The organism is Rathayibacter sp. CAU 1779, assembly GCF_054551755.1.
In genome coordinates, this window is the sequence record NZ_JBTOLK010000001.1 from 849,704 (window position 1) to 865,681 (window position 15,978).

A 15,978-nucleotide genomic window follows, 5' to 3' on the forward strand; every position below is an offset into this window, starting at 1 on the left:
ATCCGCATGGAACTGCAGTACGGCGCTCAGACCCGTCAGCGCCGCGACGATCCGACCATCAAAGCCTTCCGGCGCGACCGTTTCGGCCAGTTCATCCACTGGGGGCTCTACGCGTTGCCCGCCGGCACGTGGAACGGCACGACACACGATTTCGCGGCGGAATTCCTGCCCAGGTCCGCTCACATCGACGACGCCGACTGGCAGGCGCTCGCCGCCGAGTTCACCGTCGAGGGCTTCGACGCACGGGCATGGGCGCGCACGGCGAAGGCCATGGGCGCGCGGTACGTGACCGTCACGACGAAGCATCACGACGGGTTCTGCCTGTGGCCGAGCGCGTTCAGCGACACGACAGTGGCCGTCACCCCGCACGGCCGCGATCTGCTCGGCGAGATCGTCGAGGCGTATGAAGCCGAAGGTCTGGCGGTCCATCTCTATTACTCGGTTCTCGACTGGCACCATCCCGACTGGCGTTACCGCATCGAGGGCCCCGACGACGAGATCGCGTTCGCCCGGTTCCTCGAGTTCGCGCAGAACCAGTTGCGCGAACTCGCCACCAGGTATCCGACGGTCCGCGGCTTCTGGTTCGACGGCACGTGGGACGAATCCGTGAAGGCGAACGGCTGGTGGACGCTCGAGGTGGAGCGGATGCTGAAGCAGCTCATCCCCGGCGTCCTGGTGAACAGCAGGCTGCGGGCCGACGAGCACGGCGCCCGCCACTACGACTCCAACGGCGAGATGATGGGCGACTTCTTCAGCGGATTCGAGCGCCGGCTCCCGGATGCGTGGGACCGTTCCGTCGCCGAGCATGACTGGGAGGCGTGCATGACCATCCCCCAGGGATCATGGGGCTACCACGCAGGCGCGGCCGCCGCAGCGTCACGGAAGAAGCCCGCCGAACTCATCGAGCAGCTCGCGCACATCGTCAGCCTGGACGGCAATCTTCTGTTGAACTTCGGCCCCAAGGGTGACGGCTCTCTCCCCGGCTTCGAGCTCGAGACGGCCGCGGCCATCGGAGAGTGGATGGACGTCAACGGATCCGCCATCCACGGCTGCGGCATGGCGGAAGGCTGGGACTATCCCGGCTGGGGTCACTACACGCGCAACGCCGAGACCGACGTCACGTACGCGATCGTCACCCGGATCCCCGTCACCGGCGTGATCAAACCCGTTCTCCCGGTCGGCACCAGGCTGCGGTCGGTCACCGCGCTCGCGACGGGCGCACCGGTCGAGACCCAGCTGCTCGATGAGCGCACCGTCTCCTTCGACGTGCCGCGCGACGCATCCGCTCCGCTCGTCTACGCCATCGAGGTGGAGCGTGACACGGCGGCGCAGCCGACAGCCGAAGTCAATCCCGACGTCGCCGCCGCGCCCACTCCGACGACCGGTGCGCCGGCAGCGGCCCCGGTCGGCTGAGGCCTCCTCTTCCGCGGAGGTATCCGCCCGAAGTCCCGAGCACCATCCATGCACAGCTCGACGAAAGGAAGGCACCATGCACCACAAATCCGGCCCGCGACGACGCGCGTCGGCACGCATCCGCGTGCTCGCTCCATTGGCAGTCGTCACCACCGCGGCGCTCGCCGCGATTCCCGCATCGGGGTTCGCGGACACCGCGACCACCCCGCCCACGTACACCGCCGCGCAGACCGGCAAGCTCAACGGCGGGCTCCTCTCCGACATCGCCGGTTCGGCGTTCGTCGACAAGGACGGCCAGTTCCACTGGTCGAACGGTTACACCGGCTATGCCGATGACCAGACGCAGGGTTGGGCGAACACGTTCACGAACACCGACCTGGGCGCCGTGACCTCCGGCATGGGAACGACGACTCAGAAGACGGTGGCGGATGCCTTCTACACGACACCAGGAAGCATCTGTTACCAGCTCGACAAGGACGCGACCCACCCGATCCCCTCGCCGCAGCAGGATGACCACTGCGATGTCATCGGCGTGTGGGTGGATCCGGCCGGCACCTGGCACGCGCTGCTGAACGACGAGTACCAGTTCGATCCGTGGCAGACCAAGGGCGCTGACGCGACCATCGCGCAGAAGATCTCCACCGGTCACCACAACAACCGGATCCTGCTCGCGACATCGAAAGACAAGGGCGCGTCCTGGCGGTACGCCGGGCCCGCGCTCACCTCGGGCTGGGATGACGACCAGGTCATCGACAGCGCGGCGTCGCCTGGCACGTCCTATCCGTTCGGCGACTCCGGATGCCGGCTCTTCGTCGACTACTCGTCCGGGTATTTCTACATCACGTACAACGTCAAGATCTATCAGAAGCCGGCCTCGTCGACCCTGGCCAGCTGGACGGAGATGGCGCGCGCTCCGATCAGCGGCGGCATGGCATCCGGCACCTGGCAGAAGTGGCACGACGGCTCCTGGTCGCAGCCCGGCATCGGCGGCATCGACGGCAACGTCAATTCGATCGGCGGTATCGACGTCACGTACGACCCGGCGACGGACGCGATCGCGTGGGCGGGATCCGGCGCCAACTCCTCGGCGTCCTATCAGGCGGCCAAGGTGCAGAGCGACCACCTCATCGCCTTCTCCGATGACGCGGGCAACTCGTACACCGCGAACACGCTGGCGCACACGATCGTGAACAACGCGACGGGAGCATCCGCTCCGGATCGCACCGTCGCCTACACCGATCCCGTGACGGGTCAGAACGTGACCGTCAAGGCGATCGACGACGTGTACGTGAACGGCGTCAAGACGGTGACGGGTGGCATCTACGTCACACAAGCAGATCCGGATTCCGGCGTCTCGCAGACCGTCGACCTCATCACAGGCAGCGCGTACTACAAGGATCCGAACTCCGGGCACCTCTACCTGCCGTCCGCGAACAACGAATCGGCGATCAGCTACAACGCCTACTCGGGTCAGTACCGCATCGTCGGATACGACGGCAATGTGTACGAGACCGCCGACCTCGGCGATCCGAACTCCTGGAAGGTCGTCGGACTCATGCCTGCCGGATCCGACGGCGGCTACCTGACATCGCTCGACGACGGCAGCCTCACCAACCAGAACGTCACGGGCCGCTCCTTCCTCACGGTCTCGGACCTCTCGGGCACGGTCGTCGACATCGACCAGGTCGAGGCGCCGAACCAGAAGGTGGTCAGCAGGGAGTACGTTCCGACCGACACGCATGGCCATGCCGTCACGGCGAAGGGCTCGTACATCCTTCGTGTCGGCGGCAAGGCGGTGAACGCCAACGGCGGACCCTCGCTGGTGGGAGGAAACGGGGCAGCGAAGAGCTCGTCGTCGTGGCGGCTCGTGCCCGTGGCCGATCCGAACTCGACGGGCCAGAACAGCGGATTCTTCCGCCTCGTGAACCCGGCGACCGGCCAGGACCTGCAGATCGCAGGTGACGGGGTCGCGTCCCAGCGGGCCGCGGGCGCCGTCGCCACGCTCGGTGAGCAGCAGCCGAACGGCACGGCGATGTCGTCGACCAGCCTCGGATCCAGCGGAGGAAGCGACCAGTGGTACCTGCAGCGCGTCGCAACGCACGGCACCTCGTTGACCCACTCCACGACCTATCGGCTCGTGAACCGCAACAGCGGTCTCGCGCTGCAGTTCGTCCACGGGCGGATGCGGCTCGCGCAGCAGACCCCGGGTGACGCCGGCCAGTACGTCACGCTGGCCGCCCGGTAGCGGCCAACTTCCCTCCGTGAGCGGGGCAGGTGCGAGGCATCCCTTCGACCTGCCCCGTTCAGGCGGGAAGCTTCCTGATGAGCACGAACAAGGGGAACCCCATTGAGTGAGAACAGAAACGACCTGAGGATCGGCGTCGTGGGCTACGGCCTGCGAGGAAGCCTGGCCCGTGAGGCGCATCGGCCAGGGGCGGGATCCACCGTGACCGTCGTCTGCGACACGGGCGAGCGTGGCAGAGCTGACGCCGCTGCCGCGTTCCCGGATGCCGTCGTGACGAACTCGCTCGACGTGCTGCTGGCATCCGAAGTAGACGCGGTGCTCGTGCTGACACCCGACCATCTGCATGCGACGGCGGCGATCCCGGTGCTCGAGGCCGGCATCCCCGTGCTGTGCGAGAAGCCGCTCGCCACGTCGATCGAGGACTGCGACGCCATCCTCGAGACGGCTCGGCGAACAGGGAGCAGGCTCTACGTCGGGCACAACATGCGACACCTGCCCGTCATCACCCTCATGCGCCGGCTCATTCAGGAGGGGCGCATCGGCGAGGTCAAGGCGGTGTGGTGCAGGCACTTCGTCGGCAACGGCGGCGACTTCTACTTCAAGGACTGGCACGCTGACCGGTCGAAGTCGGTCGGACTCCTCCTGCAGAAGGGGGCGCATGACATCGACGTCATCCACTGGCTCGCCGGTGCGTACACCGAGCGGGTGCAGGCGGTTGGCTCGCTCAGCGTGTACGGAGACATCACCGACCGACGCGAGCACGTCGGCGAGCGGATGTGGGACTGGTACAGCCTGGACAACTGGCCGCCCACCGCGCAGACCGGGCTCAACCCGATCGTCGACGTCGAGGACATCTCGCAGCTCAATCTGGTGCTCGGCGGCGGCGTGCTCGCCTCGTACCAGCAGTGCCACTTCACCCCCGACTACTGGCGCAACTACACCGTCATCGGCACGGAGGGACGCCTGGAGAACATGGGTGACGGATCCGGTGACGAGGTCCGACTGTGGAACACGCGCCGCAACGGCTCCGGACCCGCCGACGAGACGTTCATCGTCCCTCAGGCGGAGGGCGGGCACGGCGGCGCGGACAGCCTGCTGATCGACGAGTTCGTGGCGTTCGTCCGGGATGGCGGACGCACGGCCACCTCGCCCGTTGCGGCCCGAAATGCTGTAGCCACGGGCATCCTGGCCACGCAGTCTCTGCGCGGATCCGGATGCCTGCTCGACGTCCCGCGGCTCGAGCCGGACCTCGCCGACTACTTCGAGTCGGGGCAGCCCGCGGCAGCGATCCGCTGAGCGGCGGGCCGGTTCGCGTCCCGATCTGCGGACCTCGAGCCGAGTCGCGGGAACGGGTTCGGTGGTCATCGGATCCGTCGCCCTCGTCACACGCGCCGTCGATCGGACTGCCATGGTGCCGACCACGCGTCGGGAGTGCAGAATCACTGCTGACGGGTCGTGGCCGAACATGCCGCGCACGTCACGACGACGACCGAAACGACACGATCGGAAAGTCAACGACATGAAGGCATTGTTCAAACCCGGACGCGGCCGAGGGCTGGAGCTCGTCGACCGTCCGGATCCGGTGGCCGGCCCCGACGAGGTGACCATCCGGGTGCTGCGCACGGGCATCTGCGGCACCGACCTGCACATCCTGCGCTGGGATGACTGGGCGGCCTCCTCCGTGACAGCGCCGCTCATCCCCGGCCACGAGTTCTTCGGCGAGGTGATCGAGGTCGGACCGCTCGTGCACGACGTGCAGGTGGGCGATCTCGTCTCAGGCGAGGGTCACATCGTGTGCGGCATGTGCCGCAACTGCCGCGCGGGGCGTCGGCAGATGTGCATCCGCACGCAGGGACTCGGTGTGCAGCGTGACGGCGCGTTCGCTGAATACCTCACGCTGCCCGGCACCAATGTCTGGGTCCATCACTCCTCCATCGATCCGGATGTCGGCGCGATCTTCGATCCGCTCGGCAACGCCGTTCACACGGCGCTGGCGTTCCCGGTGGTGGGAGAGGACGTGCTGGTGACCGGATGCGGGCCGATCGGTCTCATGGCCATCGCGGTCGCCAGGCACGTCGGCGCGCGGTTCATCGTCGGCACGGATGTGAGCCTGCCGCGCCTCGACCTGGCGCGGAGCATGGGTGCCGACTACACCGTGGACGTCTCGAGCGATCCGATCGCCGACGCGCAGACGGCGCTCGGGATGCGAGAGGGATTCGACGTCGGATTCGAGATGAGCGGAGCACCCACCGCGCTCCCGCAGATGATCGAGAACATGAACCACGGCGGCCGCATCGCCATGCTGGGCCTGGCCTCGGGACCTTTCTCGATCGACTGGGGCAAGGTCGTGACGCACATGCTCACGCTCAAGGGCATCTATGGCCGCGAGATGTTCGAGACGTGGAACGCGATGGGCGCCATGCTCCAGACGAGCGCTGTGCTGCGGGATGCCATCGCCTCCGTCATCTCCGAGCGTCTCCCCGCCCGGGAGTGGGAGCGTGGTTTCGAGGCCGCCGCGGCCGGCGGAACGGGCAAGGTCATCCTGGATTGGACACAGCTGTGACGTACGGGACTTATCGGCAGCACGCATCGGGCGAACTGGCCGAGATCGACGCGGCGAGGCTCACGAAGCGGGAGCGCGGCATCCGCGGTCCGCAGCAGACGACCATCGTCGCCGACGGCACAGAGGTGCTCAACTTCTGCGCGAACAACTACCTCGGCCTCGCCGACGACCCGCGACTCGTCGCCGCCGCGAAGGGCGCGCTCGACGAGTGGGGCTACGGGATGGCCAGCGTGCGGTTCATCTGCGGAACGCAGGAGCAGCACCTCGAACTCGAGCGGCGGGTCTCGCGGTTCCTCGGCACCGAGGCCACGATCCTCTTCTCCTCGTGCTTCGACGCCAACGGCGGAGTGTTCGAGACCCTCTTCGGAGCCGAGGATGCCATCATCTCCGACGAGCTGAACCACGCGTCGATCATCGACGGCATCCGTCTCTCCAAGGCCCGACGCTTGCGCTACACGAATCGCGACATGGCCGATCTCGAGGCCCGCCTCATCGAGGCGGCCGACGCCCGGTTCCGGGTGATCGTCACCGACGGCGTGTTCTCGATGGACGGCTACATCGCCCCTCTGCGCGAGATCTGCGACCTCGCCGACCGGTACGGCGCGCTCGTGTTCGTCGACGACTCGCACGCCGTCGGATTCGTCGGCGAGCACGGCCGCGGCACGCCCGAGCTGTGCGGCGTCGAGGGCCGCGTCGACATCCACACGGGGACATTCGGCAAGGCCCTGGGCGGGGCGTCCGGCGGCTACGTGTCGTCGCACCGCGAGATCGTCGACCTTCTGCGGCAGCGGGCGCGTCCGTACCTCTTCTCCAACACGCTGGCGCCGTCCATCGTCGCCGGAACGCTGACGGCGCTCGATCTGCTCGAAGGCTCCGGCGAGCTGCGCGAACGGTTGCGCGACAACGCGTCGTTGTTCCGCCGGCTGATGTCGGAGGCGGGATTCGAGCTGCTGCCTGGCGAGCATCCGATCGTTCCCGTCATGTTCGGCGACGCGGCGCTGACGGCGCGCATGGCGGACGAGATGCAGCGACGCGGCATCTACGTGACGGCGTTCAGCTTTCCGGTCGTGCCGCGCGGGAGGGCGCGCATCCGAGTGCAGCTGTCCGCAGCTCACACGACCGAGCAGATCGAGCGCTGCGTGCGTGCGTTCGCGGAGTCGCGGGACGCGGTCGCCACTTAGGACCCCGGCACCGCTCAGACTTCCCGCCTACCCTTGACGCATGCCCGAGAATCTCACCGAAGCCTCCGTAGACCGAGTCACCATGTACGGTGCAGCCTGGTGCGGCGACTGCCGCCGCTCCAAGGCGCTGCTCGACCGGGTCGGCGCCGACTACGAGTACATCGACCTCGAGGCGGATCCGACCCAGGCGGATCGGGCGCACGCGATCAGCGGTCGCACGCAGATTCCCGTGGTCGTCTTTCCGGATGGCACGCACTTCGTGGAACCCACCGATCCGGAGCTCCAGGCGAAGCTCGACGCACTGACCGCGTAGAGCAGCTCTCGCTCGCGCCGCGCCCGCCGCAACCCTTGACCCGGATCGCCGGGGCGTACAGAGTTGCGGCATGTGGGCGCGTGGATACCTCGAGCCAGACCGACCGGCACCACCGTCGATCGACGAGTGGGCCGCGCTGATGCCCGTGCCGGTGCTGGGTTTCGTGTCGCAGCCGCACCTGGATGAGCTCGGCGGCAGCAACGCGTCGGGCACGTCGAACGGCGTCGTCTACGAGCGCACCGTGCGTGTGTCGTACACGCTGTGGCGCATCCCGGAGGATCGCGACGATCCGCGCAACCTCGCCGAGTTGCCCGACGACCTCCAGCGCGCCCTCGACACGCCACCGTCCGTCGAGCTGCCCGACTGGGTGATGGAGGCGCGGCGGCGTGCGCACTATCCGTCGCTCTGGGATGCCGTCAGCACCGCCTGGTACTCCCCCGACCGTCCGGATGCGCGGCCCACGCTCGAACACGAGCTGGTGCGGCACGTGAACTACATCCTGATCAACCGGCATCCGGAGCCGACGGATGTGGATGCTGACGGGATCCCGCGGCCAGAGGCATGGGACCGCGTCGCCGACTCGCACGTCGAGCACGGGGTCGAGGTGGAGGTGAACGGGCGCGCGGTGGACGGCATCCGCATCGATACGGATCCGTACGTCTACGGCGTCGGTGCGGACCTCGGCGACCGGATGCTCACCGCCGTCGTCGACCGCGACGACCTGCAGTACCTGCGCCTCGCGTTCGCCGACCGCTGAGGACCGACCACGGCGTCGCCGTCCGGCGGGCGTTCAGGCGCGGGTGAATGCGGCGACGTTGCGGGCGGCCCAGTCGGCGAAGGATGTGGCGGGCCGGCCGAGCAGATCGCTCACGTCGGCGCTCGGTCGGCGTTCGCTCTCGGACGGGTGTCCGAGGATGCCGAGGGTCGCCTCGGCCACCGTCTGCGGCATCATCTGGCTCATGGCGTGCAGGGCGGCGGCGGGATCGAGCTCGACGAAGTCGATGGCGTGGCCGACCACATCCGCAATCGCGCGCGCCTGCTCACGCGGGGAGACGGCTGCCGGCCCCGTAAGCTCGTACACCCTCCCCGCGTGCCGGTGCGGATCCGAGAGCACGACCGCCGCCGACTCGACGATGTCCTGCGGATCGATCACCGGCAGGGCGATGTCGCCGAACGGGGCGAACACGGCGTCGCGTTCGCGTACGGACTCGGCCCAGCCGAATGCGTTCGACGCGAAACCCGACGGCCGCAGAATGGTCCACTCGTGGGCGAAGGTTCGCGCGGCCGATTCGTGCGCGGCCGTCATGGCGTAGTCGAGGGGCCGCGTTCCTGCACCCTGGGAAGAGAGCAGCACGATGCTGCGTACGTCGGTATCGGCGAGACTCCGCACCAATTCGACCGGGTGAGCGCTGACGGAGAGGAGGAAGAGCGCGTCGGCACCCTGCACTGCAGCGGCGACGTGTGACGGGTCGTCGAGGTCCACGCTCCGGGGTCGGTAGCCGACGGCGGGTGCCGAGTCGCGCCCCGCGCCACGAGCGAGGCCGACCACATCGTGACCAGCGGCGGAGAGTTCGGCGGCAAGTGCGGAGCCGACCTGGCCGGCGACACCGGTGACAGCGATGGTGTTCATGGAGTGCGTCCTTTCGATCTGGTGATCGTGAAGCTAGCATCCTGAGTACACTAGGTACCTAGAAGATAGTGACTATCTCTGTGACCAGATGACGGAGTTCTGTGGAAGGAGGGGCCGTGACACGTGCAGCGCAGTATCCCGAGCCGGCACCGTGCCCGATCGCACCGGTCGTGGACATCGTGTTCAGCAAGTGGACGACACCGATCCTCTGGACGCTCAACGAGTTCGGCGTGCAACGGTTCGTCGAACTGGAGCGTCTGCTCGGCGGGATCACGTCGAAGGTTCTCGCGCAGCGGCTGAGGCAGCTGGAACGCGACGGGCTCGTCGTGCGCACCCTTCACCCGGAGGTGCCGCCACGCGTCGAGTACGAGATCACCGCGCTGGGTCGCAGCCTCGCACCGGTGTTCTCCGCACTCACCGTCTGGTCGGAGCAGAACCTCCGCAACGTCGCCGACGCCCGAGACGCCTACGACTCGGCCGGCAAGCCGCGACCGTGATCGAGTGGGAGCGACTGCGCAGGTGGCCCGACCGTGAGGCCGACAACCTGTATGCGTCGGATGCCGCGGACCGGCTCATCCTCGCCACTGCGGCCCCCGGGCTGGCCGGTCTTGATCAGCGCACCGTGGTCGTCATCGGAGACGCGTACGGCGCGCTGACCCTCGCCGCGGCTGACGCCATCGCGAGCGCGGATGCATCGACTGAGGCGCACCCGGCGGGCGGCGCCGACACAGCCGGCACCATCCGTGTGCACCAGGATCCGATCGTCGGTGAGCGTGCTCTCGCCGCCAACGCCGAGCGTCTCGGGCTCACGGGCGCCTACCGCTCCTGCGCCCTCGACCCGGATCTCGCCCGCGGAGCGCGCCTCGTGCTGCTGCGGCTGCCGAAGAGCCTGGACGCGCTCGACGAGATCGCGGCGCTGCTCGCCTGCCACGCGGATCCGGAGGTGGTGATCGTCGCCGGCGGCATGCAGAAGCACATGACGCCCGCGATGAACGAGGTCCTCCTGCGGCACTTCGAGCGCGTGGACATCGGCCACGGACATCAGAAGGCGCGCACGCTCACCGTGCGTGGCCCGCGGCCCGCGTCACGCGTCGATGCCTGGCCGGCGCGAGCCTTTCACGGCGACATCCGTCCCGGACTGCAGGTGTGCGCGCACGGTGGAGCGTTCGCAGGCACGCGCATCGACATCGGCACGCGTTTCCTGCTCCGCCACCTCGACACCGCTGTGCCGACGGCGCGGACCGCGGTGGACCTCGCCTGCGGCACAGGCGTGCTCGCCTGCACGCTCGCACTGCGCCGACCCGAGGCGAGTGTGATCGCGAGCGATCAGTCCGCGGCGGCGGCGGCATCCGCTCGCGCGACGGCTGTCGCCAACGAGGTGGCCGATCGCGTCGAGGTGCGGCGCGAGGATGCCGGCGAGGGCATCGCGGACGGATGGGCCGATCTCGTGCTGCTCAACCCGCCGTTCCACAACGGTGCGGCGATCGATCTGCGGATCGGACGGATGCTCGTGGCAGCCGCCGCGCGCATCCTCGCCCCTGGCGGCGAACTCTGGACCGTGTACAACTCGCACCTCGACTACCGGCCGTCACTGCGCCAGCTCGTCGGACCGACCCGTCAGGTCGACCGCAACGCGAAGTTCACGATCACGGCGTCGGTCAAGCGCTGATCAGCCGTGTCGCGTCGTCGCCCGCACGTGCGTCGCCACGTCGGCTTGAGATCCACACGCCGAAAATCGGAACTCCACTCGGACACGCCGGCCCTCAAGCCAGGCACGCCGCGTGCGATCGCCGAACTCCGAGGTGCCGCACGTGACGTGCTGCACCCCTGGTGAGTACTGCACCCCAGATGAGTGTGCGAAAGACGCGCTTCCATGCCGATTGAAGCGCGTCTTCCGCACACTCGAAAGGGTTGGGGCCACGTGACGCGGTCGACGTGCCGTCGCACGTCGCGGGTGCCCCGTCTGGGGTCGGGACACGGCCGGGGTGCGCGCGTAGTGTCGCAATCGTGATCCGGGGGTATTCGGCGGAGCAGATCCGTGCGGCGGAGGCGCCGCATCTCGCAGCGGGCGAACCGCTGATGGCGCGCGCGGCGGCGGGGCTGGCCGATGCCATCCGCGAGGAGATCGCCGAGCTGGAGGATCCGGTGCAGACGGCACGCGTCGTGCTGCTCGTGGGGTCGGGCAACAACGGCGGCGACGCTTTGTATGCCGGCGCGGAGCTCGCGGCATCCGGATGCTCGGTGCACGTCATCGAGCTCGGCTCGCGCATCCACGAGGCCGGCTTGGCCGCAGCGCTCGCCGCCGGCGCCGCCGTTGTCGATCCCGGTGCGGATGCCGTCGCCTCCATCGTCGACGCGGTGACGGAGGCGGACGTGATCGTCGACGGAATCCTGGGGACGGGAGCGTATCGGAGTCCGGCGCTGCGGGGCGCGGCGCGTGATGCCGTTGCGGCGATCCGGCCGTTGGCGGCGTCCCCGCGCAGACGAGTCGTGGCCGTCGATCTGCCGAGCGGTATCGATCCCGACACGGGCGAGGTGTCCGACGAGACCGTGCTTCCCGCTGACGTGACAGTGACGTTCGGCGCCTACAAGGCAGGCCTGTTGCGCGAGCCGGCGGCCACGTATGCAGGGCGGGTCGTGCTCGTCGACATCGGACTGACGCCCGACCTGGACGGGCTCGAACCGCTCGTCGTCGTCGACTGACACGTCGAACGCTCCGGGAAGCGATCAGGTCCGTTCCGAGGCGAGAGCCGAATCACGTCGGCTCGGACGGTCGCGGTTCAGGCCCGGTCGTGGAGGGTGACGTGGTAGCCGTCCAGATCGGCGAAGGTGAACGTGCGTCCGAACGGGCCGTCGATCGGAGCCGCGACCACGGTGTGCCCGTCGGCGGCGAGGGCGTCGTGGATGGACTGCACATCGGTGGCGTGGAGCCAGAGCGCGACGCCGATGCCCGGCTGGGCGACGGATGCGAGGTCGGTGCCGGGCAGGATGTCTCGCAGTGCGAACGCGATCGGCTTCGTGTCGAAGACGACGGCGTGCGGCGGGCCGGCCGGTGATCGAACGAGGCCGAGATACGTCTCGTAGAACGCCTGGGACGCATCAAGGTCGCGCACCTGGAGGGAAATGAAGTCGGGGCCGGTGGCGGGCATGAGGACATCCTTTCTTGCACATATGTCAGTTTTCTGACATAGGCCAGTGTATGTCAGAATACTGACATGAGTCAAGGTGGAACGGGAATCGACCTGGAGACCTCATTGGGCTACCTGCTCAAGGAGGCGTCCAGCGCGCTGCGAGCGGCCATGGAGGCGGCACTGCGGCCGCTCGGGCTGACCGTGACGCAGTACTCCTGTCTCGAACTCCTCGCCCAGCGACCGGGCCTGTCGAATTCGGAGCTGGCGAGAGGGACCTTCGTCACGCGCCAGTCGATGAATGTCCTGCTGCAGGCGTTCGAACGGGACGGCTATGTGACCAGGCCATCGGAGGCTCCCGTCGGCAAGGCTCTTCCTGCTCGGCTCACGCCACGCGGTCGACGCAGCCTCGAGAAGGCGACAGTCGCGGTCCGATCAGTTGAGCTGCGCATGCTGGACGGCCTGACCCAGGACGATCAGTCCGACGCCTTCCGTCTTCTGCAGAGCATGGTCCGCTCTCTGCGCGCCGAGGAGGCATAGGCCGTTTTCCGGCCGGGAGCGCAGCATTCCTGGCCCGCAGCTCAGCCGTCCTCATGCTTTGGCGCGAGCTGGCTTCGCAGGGTCTGGGTGTCGAGATAGTGCCGGTCCTCGACGACTTCGCCGTCGTCGTCAAACACAAGAACCTTCGCGTACCGGATTTCGAAGCGGCGGCCGGGCGCCTGCGGTATCACGGTGCGTCCGAACAGCAGCAGATCGGCCGAGGATGTGCCGTTGCCCACGAGCTCGTATGCGACGGCCGAGTCCGACGTGTACAGTCCCGTGACCTGCTCGCGATAATCCGGGAACGCAGCGAACCATGCCCGGCTCCAGATCACCGTCTGCTCGAGATCGAGTCGGATCCCGGGTGACAGCTGAAACCGGTATGCATCGGCACACGTGAGACGCCAGTCATCCCAGCGCTGCTGTGTCCAGGCCTTCTGCACACGCTCCTGGAGCGCGATCACGTCCATGAGTTCCTCCCTCACCTTTTCTCGCCGCTTCGGATCAGACGGCAATCTGCATGAACGGCGCCGCGGCATCCGGATCGTGGCTGGGCACGATCACGACGGACGCGTCGAGTCCCGACACGGTGCGGATGACCTCGAGCGCTGCACGCCGATCGCTGTCGAAGACTCGTGCGAGGCCCTTTCCCCTCACTCGCGGAAGTTGCACCGTGTGCCAGATCGCGTCGCCGACGAGCAATGCCCAGCGCGGGCCGGTCCCCGTGTCGCCCAGATGCAGGAGGAAGCCGACGCTCCCCGGCGTGTGGCCCGACATGTCGACGGCGGTGATGGACCCGTCGCCGAACAGATCCTGACTCCGTGCGAATCCCAGCACCGGCGGTCCGTCGAGCTCGTAGAAGTCCACGCTGCGATCGACAAGGCCTCGACGCGCGACACCCGCCGGAGCCCGCACGCCGTCCATGGCCCAGCACCACTCACGTTCGAGAACGCGGATGGGCACCTCCGGGGCGTCGACGAGACCGGAAACGTGATCCCAGTGCAGGTGCGTGGGCAGAGCGAAATCGATGTCCCCAAAGCTCAGACCGCGCTCCAGAAGCGACGAGCGCACGCTGGCCACAGACGGCGGCGGAGTCACCAGCCCGCGCATCGGTGCCGGAAGCTGCGGCAGCACCCGCTCTCGGATGCCGTCGCAGATCGCCGGATCCACCAGGATGTTCGCCTCGGGATGCTGCACCAAGAAGCTCGTCATCGAGTTGGCGACTCTGGATGGCGTCCGCACGCCGTCCGCGACCATCGGCGTCGGCAGCTCGCGCCGCGCCTGGCGAAAGGCAGTGAGCGTGACGCTTCGGGATGCCGCGGGCAGCTCGATGCCGGACCTCGCGATCCGCGCATCACGGCGGTGGGGCCGTACTGGCCCGCTCATCGCATCCGCGATCGCCGCAGAGACCGCCAACAGGTTCGGAAGGAACGGGCCCCGGGCGGAGAGGTCGGGCAGATCGAGAATCTGCGAACCCGAGCGAGCTGATGTCATACCTGGCACGCTATTTCTTCAGGTCGACCTGAAGTCAAGGGCGGATTGCGGATCGGACGAAGGAGCACGATGACCACGTATCGGATCGGAGAGGTCGCCGCGCAGGTCGGTGTCGAGACGCACGTGCTACGGCACTGGGAAGACGTCGGCGTGCTCGTTCCCAGACGCACCGGTACCGGGCAGCGCGTGTACGACCACGAATCGATCACCCGTGCCCGGATCATCCGGCGATGCCAGCGCGCGGGGCTTTCGCTCGCCCAGATCCGCGCTCTCGCGCCGGCGGAATCCGCCGATCGCGCTGCGCTGATCAACGAACAGCGTTGCGTGGTTCAGGAGACGATCTCGAGGCTGCTGATGGCCGACGCGTACCTCGACCACCTGACGCAGTGCAGGCATCCGCTCGCCGACGAATGCCCGGAGTGCTCGGCATTCGCGCGCAGCACGTGAGCCGGGCTCGACCGCCCCGCTCGGATCAGGCCGTGCCCGTTGCGCCCGTGATGACGACTCGGAGGCAGTCACCGAAGAGATCGTCCGGCGTTCGGCCGTCGCGGAAGTAGTCCGTGATGCCCGCGATCAGCGTGGGATGGGTGGCGGTGAATGCATCCAGATCCCAGCCCTTCAGCGCGGCCTCGTCGGGCTTCGGCGCCTGCTCTTCGAGCACATAGCCAACGGTGAAGCGCTCGACGGTGAGGGTGATGATCCGTGCCAGGTGGAGAGGAACTCCCTTGGCGACGAGAGCGCTCATGGCGATCTCCGAGATGGCGTTCATCTGCGTGGAGAGCTGTGCGGCGGAGATCACGCGCGCGCCGTCCGGATGAGCCAGGAGCGCTCGCCGAAGTCCCTGGGCGACATCCGCCAGCCACTCCTGCCAAGCGTCATCGGGACCCGGCGGCGTCACGTCTTCGACGAGGTCGGTGAGGATCGCGTCCGCGATGGCCGTGATCAGCGCCGGCTTGTTCGGCACGTGCCAGTAGAGCGTCGGCGACTGCACGCCGAGGCGTCCGGCGAGCTTGCGCGTCGTCACGCCATCGAGCCCGTCGGCGTCGAGGAGCGCGACGGCTTCGGAGACGACCTGCTTTCGGTCCAGTGTCATTCGCTGCGCCCCTCGCTCGGATTCGCCCTTGCCGTACACTCTATCAGTGATAGAGTCCCTATCAGTGGTAGAGAGCCGAGGTTCGGCTGCCACACGACGACAGATTCTTACGACGAATATCGAGAGAGAGGCAGACGTCATGTCCAAGGAACAGGCGGTGCTGGACGCACTGCACGACGCGACCCATCGCGTCCCGGGAGTCCCTCAGCACCAAGACCGTCCCGCGGGGCATCAGGGCGCGCACCGGCACGGGCGGCCCCCGCAGAGCCGCCCTTCTCGTGATGATCGGGGCCGGAGCGAGCGGGTCGCCCGTCCAACCGGCGGATCGCACCAGGGTTCGGCTCCGGCGCACGCTCGTCCTCCGCGCGTGCTTGTTGC

General features: G+C 68.0%; 17 protein-coding genes. 12 read left to right on the plus strand and 5 right to left on the minus strand.

Going from position 1 to position 15,978, the window contains the following annotated elements:
* Positions 1-6 precede the first annotated feature (6 nt).
* From ACX9R5_RS03850 to ACX9R5_RS03880, 7 genes are all read left to right on the plus strand, one after another.
* On the plus strand, positions 7-1,413 hold the full coding sequence (locus ACX9R5_RS03850) for an alpha-L-fucosidase (protein ID WP_459407673.1): 1,407 nt from the start codon (positions 7-9) through the stop codon (positions 1,411-1,413).
* Between the two features lie 76 nt (positions 1,414-1,489).
* The gene (locus ACX9R5_RS03855; RefSeq protein WP_459407674.1) at positions 1,490-3,658 is read left to right on the plus strand and encodes a hypothetical protein; all 2,169 of its coding nucleotides are present in this window, start codon (positions 1,490-1,492) and stop codon (positions 3,656-3,658) included.
* Between the two features lie 102 nt (positions 3,659-3,760).
* The gene (locus ACX9R5_RS03860) at positions 3,761-4,954 is read left to right on the plus strand and encodes a Gfo/Idh/MocA family protein (protein WP_459407675.1); all 1,194 of its coding nucleotides are present in this window, start codon (positions 3,761-3,763) and stop codon (positions 4,952-4,954) included.
* A 223-nt stretch (positions 4,955-5,177) separates the two neighbouring features.
* A complete protein-coding gene (gene tdh, locus ACX9R5_RS03865) occupies positions 5,178-6,221 on the plus strand; it encodes an L-threonine 3-dehydrogenase (RefSeq protein ID WP_459407676.1) in 1,044 nt (347 codons plus the stop codon).
* Positions 6,218-7,402 (plus strand): glycine C-acetyltransferase, encoded by a 1,185-nt coding sequence (locus ACX9R5_RS03870; protein WP_459407677.1) that lies wholly within the window; start codon positions 6,218-6,220, stop codon positions 7,400-7,402. Before tdh ends, ACX9R5_RS03870 begins: the two co-directional genes overlap by 4 nt.
* Before the next feature lie 40 nt (positions 7,403-7,442).
* Positions 7,443-7,715, plus strand: a complete 273-nt coding sequence (locus ACX9R5_RS03875; protein WP_459407678.1) for a glutaredoxin family protein — start codon at positions 7,443-7,445, stop codon at positions 7,713-7,715.
* 70 nt (positions 7,716-7,785) lie between these two features.
* Positions 7,786-8,472 (plus strand): hypothetical protein, encoded by a 687-nt coding sequence (locus ACX9R5_RS03880; protein WP_459407679.1) that lies wholly within the window; start codon positions 7,786-7,788, stop codon positions 8,470-8,472.
* 33 nt (positions 8,473-8,505) lie between these two features.
* On the opposite strand, the gene ACX9R5_RS03885 is transcribed toward ACX9R5_RS03880, so the two are convergent.
* Positions 8,506-9,345, minus strand: a complete 840-nt coding sequence (locus ACX9R5_RS03885) for an NAD(P)H-binding protein (RefSeq protein WP_459407680.1) — start codon at positions 9,343-9,345, stop codon at positions 8,506-8,508.
* A 116-nt stretch (positions 9,346-9,461) separates the two neighbouring features.
* Between ACX9R5_RS03885 and ACX9R5_RS03890 the strand changes: the two genes are divergently transcribed.
* From ACX9R5_RS03890 to ACX9R5_RS03900, 3 genes are all read left to right on the plus strand, one after another.
* Complete coding sequence (locus tag ACX9R5_RS03890) at positions 9,462-9,842, plus strand: winged helix-turn-helix transcriptional regulator (RefSeq protein ID WP_459407681.1); 381 nt, start codon at positions 9,462-9,464, stop codon at positions 9,840-9,842.
* Complete coding sequence (locus ACX9R5_RS03895; protein ID WP_459407682.1) at positions 9,839-11,014, plus strand: class I SAM-dependent methyltransferase; 1,176 nt, start codon at positions 9,839-9,841, stop codon at positions 11,012-11,014. Before ACX9R5_RS03890 ends, ACX9R5_RS03895 begins: the two co-directional genes overlap by 4 nt.
* Positions 11,015-11,352: 338 nt before the next feature.
* On the plus strand, positions 11,353-12,048 hold the full coding sequence (locus ACX9R5_RS03900) for an NAD(P)H-hydrate epimerase (protein WP_459407683.1): 696 nt from the start codon (positions 11,353-11,355) through the stop codon (positions 12,046-12,048).
* Between the two features lie 77 nt (positions 12,049-12,125).
* Here ACX9R5_RS03900 and ACX9R5_RS03905 read toward each other — a convergent pair whose 3' ends face one another.
* On the minus strand, positions 12,126-12,494 hold the full coding sequence (locus ACX9R5_RS03905) for a VOC family protein (protein WP_459407684.1): 369 nt from the start codon (positions 12,492-12,494) through the stop codon (positions 12,126-12,128).
* Between the two features lie 66 nt (positions 12,495-12,560).
* Here ACX9R5_RS03905 and ACX9R5_RS03910 point away from each other — a divergent pair, with 66 nt between their 5' ends.
* Complete coding sequence (locus tag ACX9R5_RS03910) at positions 12,561-13,013, plus strand: MarR family winged helix-turn-helix transcriptional regulator (RefSeq protein WP_459407685.1); 453 nt, start codon at positions 12,561-12,563, stop codon at positions 13,011-13,013.
* A gap of 41 nt (positions 13,014-13,054) precedes the next feature.
* Here the strand turns inward: ACX9R5_RS03910 and ACX9R5_RS03915 are convergent, their stop codons facing one another.
* The gene (locus tag ACX9R5_RS03915) at positions 13,055-13,483 is read right to left on the minus strand and encodes an ester cyclase (RefSeq protein ID WP_459407686.1); all 429 of its coding nucleotides are present in this window, start codon (positions 13,481-13,483) and stop codon (positions 13,055-13,057) included.
* 34 nt (positions 13,484-13,517) lie between these two features.
* Complete coding sequence (locus ACX9R5_RS03920; protein ID WP_459407687.1) at positions 13,518-14,507, minus strand: MBL fold metallo-hydrolase; 990 nt, start codon at positions 14,505-14,507, stop codon at positions 13,518-13,520.
* A gap of 69 nt (positions 14,508-14,576) precedes the next feature.
* Here ACX9R5_RS03920 and ACX9R5_RS03925 point away from each other — a divergent pair, with 69 nt between their 5' ends.
* On the plus strand, positions 14,577-14,954 hold the full coding sequence (locus ACX9R5_RS03925; RefSeq protein ID WP_459407688.1) for a MerR family transcriptional regulator: 378 nt from the start codon (positions 14,577-14,579) through the stop codon (positions 14,952-14,954).
* Positions 14,955-14,979: 25 nt separating this feature from the next.
* Here ACX9R5_RS03925 and ACX9R5_RS03930 read toward each other — a convergent pair whose 3' ends face one another.
* Positions 14,980-15,600 (minus strand): TetR/AcrR family transcriptional regulator C-terminal domain-containing protein, encoded by a 621-nt coding sequence (locus tag ACX9R5_RS03930; protein ID WP_459407689.1) that lies wholly within the window; start codon positions 15,598-15,600, stop codon positions 14,980-14,982.
* Between the last annotated feature and the right edge of the window lie 378 nt (positions 15,601-15,978).

Excerpts from the sequence above, each read along its gene's own strand:
- ACX9R5_RS03925 (WP_459407688.1), top strand. The coding sequence starts at position 14,577 with ATGACCACGTATCGGATCGGAGAGGTCGCCGCGCAGGTCGGTGTCGAG.
- ACX9R5_RS03920 (WP_459407687.1), bottom strand. The coding sequence starts at position 14,507 with ATGACATCAGCTCGCTCGGGTTCGCAGATTCTCGATCTGCCCGACCTC.
- ACX9R5_RS03885 (WP_459407680.1), bottom strand. The coding sequence starts at position 9,345 with ATGAACACCATCGCTGTCACCGGTGTCGCCGGCCAGGTCGGCTCCGCA.
- ACX9R5_RS03910 (WP_459407685.1), top strand. The coding sequence starts at position 12,561 with ATGAGTCAAGGTGGAACGGGAATCGACCTGGAGACCTCATTGGGCTAC.
- ACX9R5_RS03850 (WP_459407673.1), top strand. The coding sequence starts at position 7 with ATGGAACTGCAGTACGGCGCTCAGACCCGTCAGCGCCGCGACGATCCG.
- ACX9R5_RS03875 (WP_459407678.1), top strand. The coding sequence starts at position 7,443 with ATGCCCGAGAATCTCACCGAAGCCTCCGTAGACCGAGTCACCATGTAC.
- ACX9R5_RS03905 (WP_459407684.1), bottom strand. The coding sequence starts at position 12,494 with ATGCCCGCCACCGGCCCCGACTTCATTTCCCTCCAGGTGCGCGACCTT.
- ACX9R5_RS03855 (WP_459407674.1), top strand. The coding sequence starts at position 1,490 with ATGCACCACAAATCCGGCCCGCGACGACGCGCGTCGGCACGCATCCGC.
- ACX9R5_RS03930 (WP_459407689.1), bottom strand. The coding sequence starts at position 15,600 with ATGACACTGGACCGAAAGCAGGTCGTCTCCGAAGCCGTCGCGCTCCTC.
- ACX9R5_RS03915 (WP_459407686.1), bottom strand. The coding sequence starts at position 13,483 with ATGGACGTGATCGCGCTCCAGGAGCGTGTGCAGAAGGCCTGGACACAG.
- tdh (WP_459407676.1), top strand. The coding sequence starts at position 5,178 with ATGAAGGCATTGTTCAAACCCGGACGCGGCCGAGGGCTGGAGCTCGTC.
- ACX9R5_RS03880 (WP_459407679.1), top strand. The coding sequence starts at position 7,786 with ATGTGGGCGCGTGGATACCTCGAGCCAGACCGACCGGCACCACCGTCG.